The organism is Brevundimonas sp. FV1ps31S, assembly GCF_058681265.1.
This window is the reverse complement of record NZ_CM178735.1, coordinates 924,369-940,355: the sequence shown is the minus strand read 5'-3', so window position 1 is coordinate 940,355 and position 15,987 is coordinate 924,369. Positions and strand designations below refer to the sequence as shown.

11 protein-coding genes are annotated in these 15,987 nt (G+C 67.2%); 6 read left to right on the top strand and 5 right to left on the bottom strand.

The window, feature by feature from the left end:
• Positions 1-2 precede the first annotated feature (2 nt).
• Together ACVPT3_RS04355 and ACVPT3_RS04350 are read right to left on the bottom strand one after the other, a co-directional pair.
• Positions 3-1,253, bottom strand: coding sequence for an efflux RND transporter periplasmic adaptor subunit (locus ACVPT3_RS04355; protein WP_492042977.1), 1,251 nt, complete (start codon positions 1,251-1,253; stop codon positions 3-5).
• 525 nt (positions 1,254-1,778) lie between these two features.
• Positions 1,779-1,949, bottom strand: a complete 171-nt coding sequence (locus ACVPT3_RS04350; RefSeq protein WP_492042976.1) for a hypothetical protein — start codon at positions 1,947-1,949, stop codon at positions 1,779-1,781.
• Positions 1,950-2,197: 248 nt separating this feature from the next.
• On the opposite strand from ACVPT3_RS04350, the gene ACVPT3_RS04345 reads away from it, so the two are divergent.
• Positions 2,198-5,107 carry a M16 family metallopeptidase gene (locus ACVPT3_RS04345; RefSeq protein ID WP_492042975.1) on the top strand — a complete coding sequence of 970 codons (2,910 nt, stop codon included), beginning with the start codon at positions 2,198-2,200 and terminating at the stop codon, positions 5,105-5,107.
• Positions 5,108-5,240: 133 nt separating this feature from the next.
• On the opposite strand, the gene ACVPT3_RS04340 is transcribed toward ACVPT3_RS04345, so the two are convergent.
• On the bottom strand, positions 5,241-6,125 hold the full coding sequence (locus ACVPT3_RS04340) for a hypothetical protein (protein ID WP_492042974.1): 885 nt from the start codon (positions 6,123-6,125) through the stop codon (positions 5,241-5,243).
• A gap of 339 nt (positions 6,126-6,464) precedes the next feature.
• Here ACVPT3_RS04340 and ileS point away from each other — a divergent pair, with 339 nt between their 5' ends.
• The 4 genes from ileS (at position 6,465) to ACVPT3_RS04320 (ending at position 12,673) form a co-directional block, all read left to right on the top strand.
• Positions 6,465-9,440 (top strand): isoleucine--tRNA ligase, encoded by a 2,976-nt coding sequence (gene ileS, locus ACVPT3_RS04335; RefSeq protein WP_492042973.1) that lies wholly within the window; start codon positions 6,465-6,467, stop codon positions 9,438-9,440.
• A 1,313-nt stretch (positions 9,441-10,753) separates the two neighbouring features.
• Positions 10,754-11,239, top strand: coding sequence for a hypothetical protein (locus ACVPT3_RS04330; RefSeq protein WP_492042972.1), 486 nt, complete (start codon positions 10,754-10,756; stop codon positions 11,237-11,239).
• A complete protein-coding gene (tgt, locus tag ACVPT3_RS04325; RefSeq protein ID WP_492043787.1) occupies positions 11,236-12,348 on the top strand; it encodes a tRNA guanosine(34) transglycosylase Tgt in 1,113 nt (370 codons plus the stop codon). The genes ACVPT3_RS04330 and tgt overlap by 4 nt, the downstream gene beginning before the upstream one ends.
• A 16-nt stretch (positions 12,349-12,364) precedes the next feature.
• A complete protein-coding gene (locus ACVPT3_RS04320; protein WP_492042971.1) occupies positions 12,365-12,673 on the top strand; it encodes a hypothetical protein in 309 nt (102 codons plus the stop codon).
• Between the two features lie 36 nt (positions 12,674-12,709).
• On the opposite strand, the gene ACVPT3_RS04315 is transcribed toward ACVPT3_RS04320, so the two are convergent.
• Both ACVPT3_RS04315 and ACVPT3_RS04310 read right to left on the bottom strand, forming a co-directional pair.
• Complete coding sequence (locus ACVPT3_RS04315; protein WP_492042970.1) at positions 12,710-13,252, bottom strand: hypothetical protein; 543 nt, start codon at positions 13,250-13,252, stop codon at positions 12,710-12,712.
• 38 nt (positions 13,253-13,290) lie between these two features.
• Positions 13,291-14,157 carry an ROK family protein gene (locus tag ACVPT3_RS04310; RefSeq protein ID WP_492042969.1) on the bottom strand — a complete coding sequence of 289 codons (867 nt, stop codon included), beginning with the start codon at positions 14,155-14,157 and terminating at the stop codon, positions 13,291-13,293.
• Positions 14,158-14,374: 217 nt separating this feature from the next.
• Here ACVPT3_RS04310 and putP point away from each other — a divergent pair, with 217 nt between their 5' ends.
• Positions 14,375-15,895, top strand: coding sequence for a sodium/proline symporter PutP (putP, locus tag ACVPT3_RS04305; protein WP_492042968.1), 1,521 nt, complete (start codon positions 14,375-14,377; stop codon positions 15,893-15,895).
• The last annotated feature ends 92 nt before the right edge of the window (positions 15,896-15,987 follow it).

Genomic DNA, 15,987 nt, shown 5'->3' with positions numbered 1-15,987 from the left:
GCCTAAAGCTCGGCTGCGAAAGCATCGCCCGGCTTCACATCGCCCTCAAGAATTTCAACTCCCCGGCTACTCCTCGCGCCAAGCCGGACGTGAACTGGAGACAGGCCGCCGTCCGGATCGATACGCCACAGCGTGCCGTCGGGATTGGCTACGCGCACCGCTCTCGGCACGGCCACTGGTTCGGCGGCCTCGCCCTTGCGGCGTACAGCAATGGACACCTTTGGGATTCCCCCGCCGGGCGACGGCTCGTAATCAAGCGCTTCGGTAGGGACCGTGACCACGCCACGCTTCTCAGATGTGGCGATTTCCGCAGAGGCGGTCATGCCCGGCAACAGGACCAAATCTGGATTATTGACCGCGATAACGGCCACATAGCTGGTGATGCCGTCTTCCTTAACAGGGTCTTGCCGGACTTGTCTGACAATGCCGCTGAATGTTCGGCCCGGAAAGGCGCTGACCTTGAATACCGCCGACTGCCCCGCCCGAGCTCTGCCGACATCCGCCTCATCGATCGAGGCGAGCAGGACCATCTGACTAGGCGTCGACCCGATGACAAACAGAGTGGGCGTCTGGAAGGACGAGGCTAGGGTTTGACCGGGCTCGATCTTGCGGCTGATCACTACTCCATCAATCGGAGCGACGATCACGGTCTTAAGCCGCTCGGTTCGAACACGAGCGAGGCTAGCCGCCGCGCGGCGGGCGTTGCCGCCGGCCGAATTTTTGCGCGCCTCAGCTGCATCCACATCGCGCGCGGCAAGGCGGAGACTATTGCGCGCCTGGTCATAGGCTTGCTGACTGAGAAACCCTCGCTCGAGGAGAACAGCTTTGCGGCGTTCATCAAGGGCCGCAAGATCGCGAGCGGCCTGTGCGCGCCGGACGGCCGCAGAGGTCTCGATCTCGGCGGCCTCTGCTACATCCAGGCCGGCAAGAGAATCCGCTACTTGCGCCTCGATCTGCGCGCTGTCGATCGTCGCGAGAACCTGCCCGGTTCTCACGACTTCATTGAAGTCCACGTCCACGCTTCGCACGACACCGGAAACTTCCGCGCCTATCTCGACCGTCCTCTCGGGCTGCAGCACTCCGCTAGCGACAATCGTCTCGATTATGTCGCCGCGCGCAGCAGGAACAGAGCGATAGTCTACACGCGCCGGGATGCTGGCAGAGATTAGGACGCCCGCAACAATGAGAAGGAGGCCAATGGCCAGCGTCGTTCGGGGCCGTCGGCGAACGCCGCGGAAAAGGCGTAACCACACCTCAGCGCACCCTGACCATGACGGCGGAACCAACCGTTTGACGTCCGAAGAACGGCAGGTTCAGTGCAGCGCCGCCCTCAAATCGAGTCGCCGTGCGCCTTTCCAACGCAAAGACGATTGCGGGGCGAGAAGGATCGGCTGTCTCAACGTAAAATACTCCGTCTCGAATTGTACAGCGGTCGTCACCCGCACCGGGGTTCAACCTACAACCGGCGATTTGGCCATCACGGACCGACACATCGAGGGCGAAGGTCTGGGAGGTCACGGTTCGCGCGCCCACACCGCCTTCGTCTGGGGTGATGCGAATACGCGCGCCGCGTGAAGGGTCAGTTTTAAGAATAAGAGACCATGACCCCTGAAGATCGCCGACATTCCAAGTCTGCGCTGCAGAAGGGGCAGAGCAACCCGCTAGCACCGCGAATAAGAGAACGCGGCCAAACATGTATTTCGCCACAGAGGCCTCGTTAAGATGCAGGTGGGTGGGAAGGGCGCCCTTCCCACCGATATCCGCCCGTTAGGCGCGAGTTACTTGGGGCGGACGGTCACACAGATTTCCCAATCCGTGAAGGGGACGTCCCAGCACACTTCGGCTGCGGCGGCCGCAGTCTGGGCTTCCGCCCACGCTGCTGCTGGAAGGCCGAGCGCGGCAGTCATCAGCCCCACCGAGGCCAGAGAAGCGATGATCTTGCGTTTCATGGTTGCTTTCTCCTAACCCGCAAATGCGCGGGTGAAGTCAACATCACCCTTAGGGTGCATCCAGCACAACCCATAAGACATTTTACCCGCCTCAAATATCCGTGTTCTCACCTCCTCGGCAAAACAAGAAGCTTGGGATTTTTGTGCTGTGGAAGCGAGGCCAATCGTCGCCTTGCCCTCGCCCCCGCCCTCCCCTACTCCAGACATCAGCCGCTCCATCGGGGGTTGCGGTCTTTCGGAGTAATCTCATGCGTTCTGCACGTCGCCTGCTGCTGGTTGCGGCCTCGGCCCTCGCCCTGTCGACCGGGGCCTTCGCCGCCCCCGTCCTGGCCTTCGCGCCCGCCGCCCAGGCCACGGCTCAGGCTCAGGTCACACAAACCCAGGCCCAGGTCCCCCCCTCAGATTCCTGGGCCCAGGCGACCAGCGACATCCCCGCCGATCCCGCCGTCCGTTACGGCCTGCTGCCCAACGGCATGCGCTACGCCCTGCTGAGGAACGCCACCCCGCCCGGACAGGCGTCGTTCCGCCTGCGCATCGACGCGGGCTCGCTGATGGAGCGGGACGACCAGCAGGGCCTGGCTCACTTCATGGAGCATATGGCCTTCAACGGGACCCAGGAGATTCCCGAGAACGAGATGCTGCGCATCCTCGAACGCCTGGGTCTGGCCTTCGGGGCCGACACCAACGCCTTCACCAGCTTCGACCAGACCGCCTATATGCTGGAGCTGCCCAACACCCAGGACGAGACGGTCGACGCCTCGCTGCACATCCTGCGCGAAATGATGTCGGCCGCCCTGATGGCGCCGGAGGCCATCGACGCCGAGCGCGGCGTCATCGTCGGCGAGGAACGGCTGCGCGACACGCCGCAGTTCCGCGTGCTGAAGACCCAGCTCGCCCTGCTGGCGCCCGGCCAGCGCCTGTCGGAACGCCTGCCGATCGGCGATCTGGACATCATCCGCACGGCGCCGCGCCAGCGGTTCGTCGACTTCTATGACGCCTATTACCGTCCGTCGCGCGCCACCTTCATCGCCGTCGGCGACTTCGACGTGGACGCGATGGAGGCCCGGATTCGCGGGGCCTTCGCCGACTGGACGCCCAAGGCCGCCGACGGGGCCGAGCCGGATCTGGGCGTCGTCGCCGCCCGCGCGCCCGAGACCAGCATCATCGTCGAACCCGGCGTCCAGTCCCGGATCGAGCTGAACTGGATCAAGACGCCGGATCTCGACCCCGACACCGCCGCCGAACGCACCGCCGACATCCGCCGCGGCCTGGGCCTGGCCGTCCTGAACCGCCGCCTCGGCGAGATGGCGCGGGCCGACAATCCGCCCTTCCTCGGCGCCGGCGCCGGCTATCAGTCGCTGTTCGACAGTCTGGACGCCGGCACCCTGGCGGTGGCCTTCAACCCCGGTGAATGGAAGCGCGCGCTCGAGACCGTCGAACAGGAAAGCCGTCGCCTGGCGCAGTTCGGCGTCACCGAGGCCGAACTCCAGCGCGAGATCACCGATACGCGGACGTCGCTCGAGAACGCCGTCGCCGCCGCCGCGACCCGGTCCACCCCGGCCCTGGCCACCGGCCTGCTCGGCGCCGTCAACGACAACCAGGTCTTTTCCACGCCCCAGGCCAATCTCGACCTGTTCAACCGGGCGGTCGAAGGCCTGACGGTGGCGCAGGTCGATCAGGCCGCCGCGGCCGTGTTCCAGGGCCAGGGGCCGCTGCTCCTGTTCACCAGCCCCGTTCCGGTCGAGGGCGGCGAAGCGGCCGTGACCGCGGCCCTGACGGCGTCCAGCGCGGTTCCGGTCGAGGCGCCCGCCGCCCAGGCCCAGCTCGAATGGCCCTATGCCGACTTCGGTGCGCCGGGCGTCCCCTCCAGCCGCACCGAGGTCGCCGACCTCGGCGCCGTCCTGGTCGCCTTCCCCAACGGCGTCCGGCTCAACATCAAGAAGACCGACTTCCGCGACGACCAGATCCTGGTCAGCGCCCGCACCGGCATCGGCGAACTGGGCCTGCCCGCCGACGCCTTCTCGCCCATGAGCATGGCCAGCACGGTCATGGGGCCGGGCGGGCTGGGCAAGCTCAGCGTGGACGAGCTGAACCGCACCCTCAGCGGCCGCACCTACAGCGTGAACGTGTCGCAGACGACCGACGCCTATGTCTTCAGCGGCGCGACCAAGCCGGCCGATCTCCAGCTGGAGATGCAGGTTCTGGCCGCCTATCTGACCGATCCGGGCCTGCGCGCCGCCCCCTTCCTGCAGACCCAGGCCCTGTTCCCGCAGATCCTGGACCAGCTCGCGGCCACGCCGCGCGGCGTCTTCCAGCGTGACGGCTCGGGCCTGCTGGCTGGCGGCGATGCGCGCGAGACCTCCCCGACCGCCCCGCAGGTCGCCGCCGTGACCATCGAGGACATCCGGTCCGGCGTCCGCTCGGCCCTGGCCCAGGGTCCGATCGAGATCACGGTCGTCGGCGATGTCGATGTGGACGCCGTCGTCGCCGCCGTGGCCTCGACCTTCGGCGCCCTGCCCGCGCGGGGCGAGGCGCCGGCCCCGCTCGCCGGCTCGGACCAGCGTCGCTTCCCCGCCCCGACCGCGACCCCGGTCCGGCTGACGCACACAGGCCCCGCCGAACAGGCCCTGGGCCTGGTCGCCTGGCCCACGACCGACCAGATCCATGATCGCACCACGGCGCGTCAGCTGGCGATCCTGTCCGAGGTCCTGCAACTGCGCGTCAACGAGGAGATCCGCGAGAAACAGGGCATCGCCTACGCCCCCAACGCCAGTTCCAGCGTCTCCGGCGTCTTCCCCGGCTACGGCTATATCTCCGTCGGCGCCGAGACCCCGCCGGAGTCCCTGGCCAAACTGTTCTCCAGCGTCGACCAGATCGTCGCCGACCTGCGCGACACCCCCGTCAGCGACGACGAGCTGAACCGCGCCCGCCGTCCCGCCGTCGAACGCCTGCGCCGCAGCATGGCTGACAACGGCTACTGGCTGACCCAGTTGTCCGAGGCCCAGTCCGACCCGGCCTCGCTGGACCAGACCCGCAACAATATCGCGGTGCTGGAGGCGGTCACCGCCGCCGACCTGCAACGTCTGGCGCAACAGTATCTGAAGCCCGACACCGCCTGGCGCCTCGAGATCGTGTCCGACAAGCTGAACGCCCAATAGGGCCCACGCGACGAAAAAGGCCCCGGTTCTTGCGAACCGGGGCCAGTCGTCAGGATCGTCGACGGAGAGCCGACGGTCTTATCTTGCTTTACGCGGCCTGAGCCGGGCGTGAACGGGTCGCGTCAGGTCCGGTTCAGAACACCCGGCCGCCGACGCCGCCGTCCAGGGTGATGGCCCCGGTGATGACGGTCGCGCTCTGGACCTGTTCCTCGCGGTATTCGGTGTATTCTTCCTCGCGGTACATCGTCAGGATCTTCACCCCGGCCCCGTAGCGCCGCAGCAGCGACCGCTCGTTGCAGTCGCGCTCGGGCTTCTCGGGCCGGCACTCCAGCCGCCCCTCCCCGCCGAACCACAGCGCCTCGTGCTTCCTGCAGGTCAGGGTCTCGCCGTGGTCGAATTTGATCTCGCCCTGATAGTCCGCGAGCGTCGCCTGCAGCCAGGTGCCCGCCAGGCAGCGATACAGCTCGCCTTCATATCCCTCCGCGATCTCGCGATCCGGCCGGACCTGAGAGGCGGGGTGCGGCACCTGGCGGTCATCGATGCAGACGGCCTGGATCACCACCCGCTTCATCATGCGGCGATAGGCGGTGAAGGGCGTGCGGACGGTCTGCACCAGGCCTTCGACGGCCAGGCCCTGGATGGTGGTCGGATAGGGCTGGTCCACGGTCACATAGGCCGCGCCGCCGCCCCCGCCGGAACTGCCCGAGAACCCGCCCGCCCGCGCATTGAGATAGGACCGCGCGCCGGCGTTCGCCCCAGCCACCGCATTGGCGCTGGCGCCCGCATTGACGTTGACGTTCACATTGACGTTGGTGTTCGAGTTCCAGCCGCCGTTCCCGCCGCCGCAGGATCCGCCGCCGCCGCAGGAGGGGGGCGTCGGAGGCTCTGGCGGTTGGCACGAGGTGCAGGGGTCGGGGGTGCAGCCGCTGGAGCACTGCGCCAGGGCGGCGCTCCCTGCGCCCAGCACGGCCACGCCGGCCGCCAGACCCAACATCCAATTCCTGATCCGCTGCCGCATCGGCGGGACTCCCGAACGAATTCTCATGTCGCCCGAACAGACTTCCGGACGATCCAACCTTAACCAAGACCCCAAAAGCCTTTCGTTTCCGTTGAGACGAGGCGGTGTTCGGGATGGCGCAATGCCGCATCCGTCTGCTAGACCGCCCGCACAATGACCGTCCGCGTCTTTCTTCGCCTGATTTCGATTAGCCGCCCGGCGTAGCGCTTTAGGGCCCATGGCCCCGTGCACGCCGGGACGACCGCCCCCTGGGGCGAAGGATGCCGCCCTCAAGCAGCGCGAAGCGCGATAGGGCGAACGAAGATGCGAACGCTCACCCCCACGACGCCGAGACTTTCCATGGCCGACGCCCCCGTCACCGAAACCGACACCCCCTCCGGCCGCGACTATCGCGACACCGTCTTCCTGCCCGAGACGCCCTTCCCCATGCGGGGCGGCCTGCCGCAGAAGGAGCCGCTGATCCTGGAGCAGTGGGGCGACCTGTACGGGCGCCTCCGGGCGCAGCGGCAATCCGAAAACGCGCCCCTCTATGTGCTGCACGACGGCCCGCCCTACGCCAACGGCGACATCCACATCGGCCATGCGCTGAACAAGACGCTGAAGGATTTCGTGGTCCGCAGCCGGTTCCTGCTCGGTTACGACGTCGACTATGTCCCCGGCTGGGACTGCCACGGCCTGCCGATCGAGTGGAAGATCGAGGAACAGTTCCGCGCCAAGGGCCGCCGCAAGGACGAGGTCTCCAAGGACGAGTTCCGCGCCGCCTGCCGCGAATACGCGGGCAAATACATCGACCTGCAACGCGACCAGTTCAAACGCCTGGGCATCACCGGCGACTTCGCCAACCGCTACGCCACCATGGACTTCACGTCCGAGGCGGCCATCGTCGCCGAGTTCCATAAGTTCAAGAACTCCGGCCAGCTGTATCGCGGCTCCAAGCCCGTCATGTGGTCGCCGGTAGAGCGCACCGCCCTGGCCGACGCCGAGATCGAATACCACGACCATGTCTCCCCCACGATCTGGGTCAAATTCCCGGTCACGGGCGTGTCCGACGACCATCCCGACGACCTGCTGGCCTTCCGCAGCAGCACCCCGTCCATCGTCATCTGGACCACGACCCCCTGGACCATCCCGGCCAACCGGGCCATCAGCTACGGCCCCGAGATCGCCTATGGCCTGTATGAGGTCACGGCCATGGAAGAGGGGCTGGAGTTTGCGCCCTGGGCCAAGCCGGGCGACCGCCTGATCGTCGCCGACAAGCTGGCCGAGGATGTGTTCAAGGCCGCCAAGATCGCCGCCTGGACCCGCGTCTACGACATCAATCCGTCGGGCCTGGAATGCGCCCACCCCCTGGCGGCGCTGGACAGCGGCTATGGCTTCTCCGTGCCGCTGCTGGCCGGCGACCACGTCACCGACGACGCCGGTACCGGCTTCGTCCACACCGCGCCGGGCCACGGCGCCGACGACTTCGAGGTGTGGAAGGCCCACGGTCATCACGAGGTGCCGGACACGGTCGATCCGGACGGCGCCTATTACCCCTCTGTTCCCCTGTTCGCCGGGCTGAAGGTGCTGGAGACCGAGGGCAAGAAGACCGGCAAGTTCGGTCCCGCCAACGGCGCCGTGATGGACAAGCTGATCGAGGCCGGCAATCTGCTGGCGCGCGGCCGGCTGGAACACTCCTATCCGCACAGCTGGCGGTCCAAGGCGCCGATCATCTTCCGCAATACGCCGCAGTGGTTCATCCGCATGGACGAGTCCCTGGCCTCGGGCGACAGCCTGCGCGAGACGGCGCTGAAAGCCATCGACGACACCGCCTTCCACCCCGCCGCCGGCCGCAACCGCATCCGGTCGATGGTCGAGGGCCGTCCCGACTGGCTGGTCAGCCGTCAGCGCGCCTGGGGCACGCCGCTGGCCATGTTCATCGACAAACAGACCGGCCAGCCCCTGCATGACGCCGAGGTCGACGCCCGGATCGTTTCGGCCGTCGCCGAACACGGCGCCGACATCTGGTTCACCGCGCCGGACGCCGACTTCCTGGGCGCCCACGACCCGGCCCGGTATGAAAAGGTCGAGGACATCCTGGACGTCTGGTTCGATTCCGGTTCGACCCACGCCTTCACCCTGGACCCGCGCCTGCCCGAGCACGGCTATACGGGCGACCGCCCGGCGCACTGGCCCGCCGACCTGTATCTGGAAGGCTCGGACCAGCACCGCGGCTGGTTCCAGTCGTCGCTGCTGGAAGGCTGCGGCACCCGTGGCCGCGCGCCGTTCAAGGCGGTCCTGACCCACGGCTTCACCCTCGACGAGAAGGGGGAGAAGATGTCCAAGTCCAAGGGCAATACGACCGATCCCCTGACCATCATCAAGGAGAGCGGCGCGGACATCCTGCGTCTGTGGGTGTCGCTGGTCGACTATTCCGAGGACCAGCGGATCGGCAAACAGATCCTGCAGACCACTGTCGACGCCTATCGCAAGCTGAGGAACACCGTCCGCTATCTGCTGGGCGCCCTGGCCGACTTCGACGAGGCCGAGCGTCTGACCGACTACGACCAGTTCCCACCGCTGGAGAAGTTCGTCCTGCACCGCCTGTGGGAGTTGGACGCCCATGTGCGCCAGGCCTATGCCGAATACCGGTTCCAGGACGTGGTCCGCCCGGTGCTGGAGTTCTGCTCCAACGACCTGTCGGCCCTGTATTTCGACATCCGCAAGGACAGCCTGTACTGCGACCGCCCCGATGAAATGCGTCGCCGCGCGGCCCGGACGGTGATGGACGCGGTCTTCATGCGCCTGACCGCCTGGCTGTCGCCGTTGACGCCGTTCACGATGGAAGAGGCCTGGACGACGCGGTTCCCTGAGGGTGGGACGAACTGCGCGCGGGTGATCCCGGAGACGCCGGCTGAGTGGGAGAATGACAAAGAGAAAAAGCGGTGGGCGGCGGTTCAGCGGGTCATCTCAGTGTGCAATGACGCCCTCGAACTGAAGCGTGGCCAAAAGATTATCGGAGGCGCGCTTGATGCTCACATTACTGTTTGGATTGATGATCCCGAGCTCTACAGAGCATTCTTGGGTCTAGATTCTGCAGAAGTTTTCAGGACCAGTAGCGCTAAGATCTACGAAGGAGTTGGCAACAATCCTGACGATTTGGCGGCTGTACGGTCGGATGACGAGCGAGTTTGGCCAACCGTTGAAAAGCTAGACATCCCTAAATGCGCCCGCTCTTGGCGGCGAGTGCCCGACGTCGGCTCCGACCCCGCCTACCCCGACCTGTCGGCCCGCGACGCCGATGCGGTGCGGTATTGGGACCAGACGCGGGGCTGACGCCGCACTCACCTCCCTGTCGGCGAAGGCCGACGGGGAGGACAGGCGGGAGCGTCAGCGAACGCCAGGAGGGGGCGACTCGATGTCAGAAGTCGGCGTGGTCATCACCACCGTCAGAGTCGCCCCCTCCTGGTCGCAAGCGCGACCTGTCCTCCCCGCGCGCCTTCGCGCGCAGGGAGGTGACTTGCTCCTCAGACCCTCCCCCGCTTGCGGGGGAGGTGGGCCGGCGTCCGCGAAGCGGACCAGGCTCGGAGGGGGAAGTGTCGCCTGAAGGAAGACTTCCCCCATCGTCAGCCGTCTCGCTCCGCTCGACGAGCTGACACTTCCCCCGCAAGCGGGGGAAGGTCTGTGACCGCCACATTCACCTCCCCGTCGGCGAAGGCCGGCGGGGAGGACAGGCGGGAGCGTCAGCGAGCGCCAGGAGAGGGCGACTCGGCGCCAGACGCTGGCGTGGTCATCACCACCGCCGGAGTCGCCCCCACCTGGTCGCAAGCGCGACCTGTCCTCCCCGCGCGCCTTCGCGCGCGGAGAGGTGACTTGCTCCTCAGACCCTCCCCCGCTTGCGGGGGAGGTGGGCCGGCGTCCGCGAAGCGGACCAGGCTCGGAGGGGGGAGTGTCGCCTGAAGTAAGACTTCCCCCATCGTCAGGCGTGTCGCTGCGCGCCACGGCCTGACACTTCCCCCGCAAGCGGGGGAAGGTCTTCTGTGCCGAACTTACCTCCCCGCGCGCCTTCGCGCGCAGGGAGGTGAGCCAGCGCGCACAATGACGCTGCCTCGCTCTCAAGGAATTCAACGCTCTAACAGAATCTCACCCCCCACTTCTAATCACCCCTCAAAACCCGCGCATAATCCTCCCCGGTCTCGTCGCTAGGAGGGCTCGTAAGGCCTGCGACCTTGCGGCGGCGGGAGCGTAGGGATCAGGGGCGGGGGTGGGATCCCCCCGCGCCGCATGACGGTGCATCGGTGGGCTCATCCCGCGCAGAAACGTCGGCGGAGGACACGGGGTTAGGAACCCGGTCGCACTCGGGACGGTCCTTCGCAGGGATCGCCGACCTGACGCAGGCCTTGGGGAAGAGGCATCACAACTGCCGCTTCAATATCCCCGGCCGGCAGAAACACCCTGCGTGCGGAGCGTCTGTCTTCGTCGAAACGGTAAAAACTAATCCATCCCGGGCGAGGCCCGGCGCTCCGTCCTGCCCTCCACTCGCGATGGGCCTCCAACTTCGCAGCGAAAGCGCGTCGTCGCTTCCGCTCGCCCTGTAGCCTTCCCTCGCCCAAACCCTTAAATGCCGTCCCCTGACGAAAGATCGCCCCGTGAGCCCCGACGACTTCGACCTCGATCTCCCGCAAGACCTTCAGGACGGCCTGATCGCCGTCGGCGAGGCCGCGCGCGATCTGGATCAGCCGTGGTGGATCTTCGGCGGCGCCGCCATGGCCCTCTACGGCCTGACCGACCTGCATGTGCCCGACATCGACGTCCTGTGCGCCCCGCGCGACGCCCGCGCCCTGCTGGCGGCCCTGGACGGACAGGTCGTGGCCGATCCGGGCGAGGGCCTGTTCCGCTCCGCCGTCTTCGGCCGCGCCCCGGATCAGCCGATCCTGGTCGAGGTCATGGCCGGGCTCGAGACCCGCGACGGCGCCGAATGGCGGCCGGTCGCCTTTACGTCGCGCCGTCCGGTCTTCATCGACGACGTCCCGCTGTTCGTGCCCGACATCCGGGACCATATCGCCCTTTACCGCCTGTTCGGCCGCCCCAAGGATCTGGCGCGGATCGAACGGCTAGAACGACTGATCGCCTGATGCCCTTCCCCTTCGAGATTTCCGCCACTGAAGGCCGCGCCCGCACCGGCGTGCTGAAGACTGCGCGCGGCGACATCCGCACCCCGGCCTTCATGCCTGTGGGCACGGCCGCCACGGTCAAGGCGATGACGGTGGACCAGGTCAAGGCGACCGGCGCCGACATCCTCCTGGGCAACACCTATCACCTGATGCTGCGCCCCGGCCCCGAGCGGATGGAGCGTCTGGGCGGGCTCCACAAATTCATGGGCTGGGACAAGCCGATCCTGACCGACAGCGGCGGTTTCCAGGTCATGTCCCTGGCCGGCATCTCGAAGGTGAAGGAGGAGGCCGTGACCTTCTCCTCCCATATCGACGGCTCCAAACACGTCCTGACGCCCGAACGCTCGATCGAGATCCAGGCCGACCGGATCGGCGCCGACATCTCGATGCAACTTGACCAATGCGTCTCCTGGCCGGCCGAGCGGGACGCCGCCCAGAAAGCCATGGAGCTGTCGATCCGCTGGGGCGCCCGCTCCAAGGCCCGGTTCGGCGAGCGCGAGAACCAGGCCCTGTTCGGCATCCAGCAGGGCTCGACCTATGAGGACCTGCGTCGCCAGTCGTCGGATCAGCTTCAGGAGATCGGCTTCGACGGCTACGCCATCGGCGGTCTCGCCGTCGGCGAGGGCCACCAGGCCATGTGTGCGGTGCTGGACTACGCCCCGGAAATGCTGCCCGCCGACCGTCCCCGCTATCTGATGGGGGTCGGCAAGCCGGTCGATCTGGTCGAGGCCGTCTATCGCGGCGTCGACATGTTCGACTGCGTCCTGCCCACCCGCGCCGGCCGCCACGGCCAGGCCTGGACCTGGGAGGGTCCGCTGAACCTGAAGAACGCCCGCTTCGCCGAGGACCAGGATCCGTTGGACCCCGCGATCGACGGCCCGTCGTCGCAGTATTCGAAGGCCTATCTGCACCACCTGATCCGCGCCGACGAAATCCTCGGCAAGGTCCTGCTCAGCTGGCACAATATCGCCTTCTACCAGGCCCTGACCGCCGCCATGCGCGCCGCGATCTCGGAAGGCCGATTCGAACAGTTCCGCCGCGACCTCCACGCGCGGCATGTGTCGAACTGACCCCCGGAACCATTTGATGCGTATCGAGAAGTCAGGCTTCCACGCCTACAGCACCTATCTGGAAGAGCCGCCCCGCGACGCGGGGAACGAGACGGCCCTGCACCGCCATGTCGTCATCATCGGCGGCGACAAATATTCCTTCTTCGCCCACTGGTCCGGCAAGTTCGCGCACAAGGGCGAACGGATCTCCTTCGACTGGGACTGGGACCGGACCGGCGAGTTCCGCAACATCGACAAATCCTCCTTCGAGGCCTTCACCAAGGACGGCGCGGTTCAGATCAGAGGTGATCGCACCGACAAGCGCCGGCCTGCGGGCAGACGTTAGATCCCGTCGGTCGAGGGGCGAACGGCCAAGCCGCCCCTACCGCTTCGGCCGGAACCAGCTCGGCGCAGCCGGGGGAGCGCAGTTCCTCTGCATGCCGATCCCCTTCAGAAAGGCCCGCCGCATCCGTCCCGACTGGATGGCCGACTGGACATGGCGGCTATGCTGTTCGGCCCCGCTGAGCCGGCGGATCCAGCTTCGTCCTGGAATGAAGTCGGTGGTGGCGCCGCGAATGGCGTCCAGCGCCGCCTTTGCCGCCGCATCGGCCGCCCGTTCGCTGGCGTACGACCCGTCCTGACGCGGCGGCTCGTCCGTGTCGGGCCCCAGGGCCTCGTCCAGCCGCGCCACCTCCGCCCCGATGGTCGTGCACTGGTTCAGATTGCGCAGATCATAGGGATTGGCCTCGGCCTGCAACAGCACCGTCGGAATCAACTGCCGCCGCAGATTGAAATCATCCAGCGGCGCGGTGACGGCCTCGCCAAATCCGGCGCCGATCTCCTCGGCCCCGCCCATGGCGGAACGCCCGGCGTTGCAGCCGGACAGGACGAGGGCGACGAGGGCGAGCTGGAAAATCGGCTTCATCCGGCCCTTAGACCACGGAAGCCACGCTCATAGAACCGTCAGGCGACCAGATCCCGCGCCATCAGCATGGCCCCCTCCAGCCCCGCGTCCTCCAGCGCCGCCGGGACCAGGAAACCGTTTTCGCCCATCAGGACCGACGGGCCATAGCCGTTGACCCAGCGCCGCGCCGCGTGCTCGACCTCCGCGATCAGCCCCGGCGTGGACATGACCCCGCCGCCGAACACGATCCGGTCCGGCGCCCAGGCGAACAGCAGGCCGGCGACCAACTGGCCGAGATAGTCGGCCGCCACGGCCCGCACCGCCTCGGCCTCCTCCAGCCTGCGCCCCGCCAGCCGCGCCTGCACCGCCGGCCCGGCCGCCAGCCCCTCGACGCAGTCGGAGTGAAAGCCGCAGGCGCTCGGCTGGTCGTCGCCCTCGAGACGCCGGACGAACAGATGACCGATCTCGGGGTGCAGCGCCCCCTTCAGCGTCCGCCCGTCGACGCACAGTCCGCCGCCGATCCCGGTGCCGACGGTGACATAGGCGACCGCTCGCGCGCCCCGCCCCGCCCCCAGCCTCGCCTCCGCCACGGCGGCGGCGTTGACGTCGGTGTCCACGGCGAACGGGGCGTCGAGACGCTCCGCCAGGCGCTTCGACAGATTGAACCCGGCCCAGCCCGGCTTGGGCGTCGCCAGCATCAGGCCACGATCCGCAGCTTGCGGATCGACCACCAGAGGGCCGAAACTGGCGACGCCCAGGCCGGCGACAGGTCGGCCTGTCGCTGCGGCGAACAGAGCCTCGACCGCCGCTTCGGGCCGTCCGGTGGCGAACCGTCCCTGGCCCAGCACCCCGCCCGACGCATCCGCCATACGCCAGACGATCTTGGTCCCGCCCGTCTCGACCGCCAAAAACACCGGCTGGCTCATCCCGTCTCCAGAACCTGTTGCGGCCGCAGTTCAGCCGCTGGCCAGTCCCCGAGAGTCCCAGGGAATTTGCCTTTCGTCGAGGGCGATCATAAAGATAGGGGCGACGGCGGTGAATTCGGCAGGGGGCCGAAATCAGCCTCGCGACCAGAAAAATGCACGTGCGCGGTCCGGCGCCGCAAGGCCCGCGCGGCCCCTTCCAAAGCACCGAAAGCCTGAGATGAAGATCGAAACCCTTGTGTCTCTGAGCGGATATTTCGTGCTGATGCTCGGAATCGGCGTCTACGCTTGGCGCAAATCGACCAGCAATGTCTCCGAATTCATGCTGGGCGGCCGCCAGCTGTCGCCGGGCGTCGCCGCCCTGTCGGCGGGCGCCTCCGACATGAGCGGCTGGATGCTGATGGGGCTTCCCGGCGCGATCTTCGTCTCGGGATTGAGCGCAGCCTGGATCGCCGTCGGGCTTCTGGTCGGGGCCTGGGCCAACTACCGGCTGGTGGCCCCCCGACTGCGAGTCTATACCGAGCTTGCCGGAGACGCGGTCACCATTCCCGAGTTTCTCGAGAAACGGTTTGACGACCGGGGCAGCCGGCTGCGCGTGCTCGCGTCCCTGGTGATCATCGTCTTCTTCACCCTCTACACCTCGGCCGGCATGGTCGCCGGCGGGAAATTATTCGAGGCGTCCTTCGGCTTCGACTACCGCGCGGGTCTGATCCTGACGGCGGCCGTCGTGATCGCCTACACCCTCTTCGGCGGCTTCCTGGCCGTCAGCCTGACGGACTTCGTCCAAGGCTGCATCATGTTCGTGGCCCTGATCATCGTGCCGATCGTCACCATGGCGCGCCTGGGCGGCTGGTCGGATACCGCGACCGCGGTAAGCGCCGTCCAGCCGGACTATCTGTCCTGGTTTTCGGGCGTCACGGTTCTGGGGCTGATCTCCAGCCTGGCCTGGGGCCTCGGCTATTTCGGCCAGCCCCACATCATCGTCCGTTTCATGGCTGTCCGGTCCGTCCGCGACATGCCGACGACCCGCCGCATCGGCATGTCCTGGATGCTGGTCACGGTCATCGGCGCTGTGCTTTGCGGCGTGTCTGGCCTGGCCTATGTGACCCGCACCGGTCTGGCGCTCGACGACCCCGAGACGATTTTCATCGTCCTGTCCCAGACCCTGTTCAACCCCTACGTCACCGGCTTCCTGCTGGCCGCCATTCTGGCGGCGATCATGAGCACGATCTCGTCCCAGCTTCTGGTGTCGTCGAGTTCGCTGACCGAGGACTTCTACAAGACCTTCTTCCGCAGGGACGCCAGCCAGTCGGAGCTGGTGCTCGTCGGGCGGCTGGCGACCCTGGCCGTGGCGGTGGTCGCGATCGGGCTTGCGCTCGACCGGTCCAGCAACATCCTCTCCCTGGTCGGCAACGCCTGGGCCGGATTCGGAGCCGCCTTCGGGCCCGTCATTCTTCTCAGCCTCCACTGGAAGCGGATGACGGCCGACGCCGCCCTGGCCGGCATGGTCAGCGGCGCGGTCACGGTCCTGATCTGGCTGTACGCGCCCTTCACCATCGGCGGCCTCGCTCCGTCCGATGCGATCTATGAGATCGTGCCCGGCTTCATCGTCAGCAGCCTCGTCGCCCTGGCTGTCGCCCGCTTCGGAAGGCCGGCGCCCGCGCCTGTCGGCCAGACCTTCGACGAAATGATTGCGGCCGAGCGATCGGCCGCCCCCGTCAGAGGCAGCCGTCTCCCATAGGCCACAGTAGGACGTATCCATTCCGCCCCATGCCGGCGCGCCTTGACCACATGTGACGTTATCTCATAACAACAGCGCATCTCTGACAGAAA

Bases quoted from the DNA above. Each gene is read 5' to 3' on its own strand.
- ACVPT3_RS04315 (WP_492042970.1), bottom strand. From the start codon at position 13,252: ATGAAGCCGATTTTCCAGCTCGCCCTCGTCGCCCTCGTCCTGTCCGGC.
- putP (WP_492042968.1), top strand. From the start codon at position 14,375: ATGAAGATCGAAACCCTTGTGTCTCTGAGCGGATATTTCGTGCTGATG.
- ACVPT3_RS04310 (WP_492042969.1), bottom strand. From the start codon at position 14,157: ATGAGCCAGCCGGTGTTTTTGGCGGTCGAGACGGGCGGGACCAAGATC.
- ACVPT3_RS04340 (WP_492042974.1), bottom strand. From the start codon at position 6,125: ATGCGGCAGCGGATCAGGAATTGGATGTTGGGTCTGGCGGCCGGCGTG.
- ACVPT3_RS04320 (WP_492042971.1), top strand. From the start codon at position 12,365: ATGCGTATCGAGAAGTCAGGCTTCCACGCCTACAGCACCTATCTGGAA.
- ACVPT3_RS04345 (WP_492042975.1), top strand. From the start codon at position 2,198: ATGCGTTCTGCACGTCGCCTGCTGCTGGTTGCGGCCTCGGCCCTCGCC.
- ACVPT3_RS04350 (WP_492042976.1), bottom strand. From the start codon at position 1,949: ATGAAACGCAAGATCATCGCTTCTCTGGCCTCGGTGGGGCTGATGACT.
- ileS (WP_492042973.1), top strand. From the start codon at position 6,465: ATGGCCGACGCCCCCGTCACCGAAACCGACACCCCCTCCGGCCGCGAC.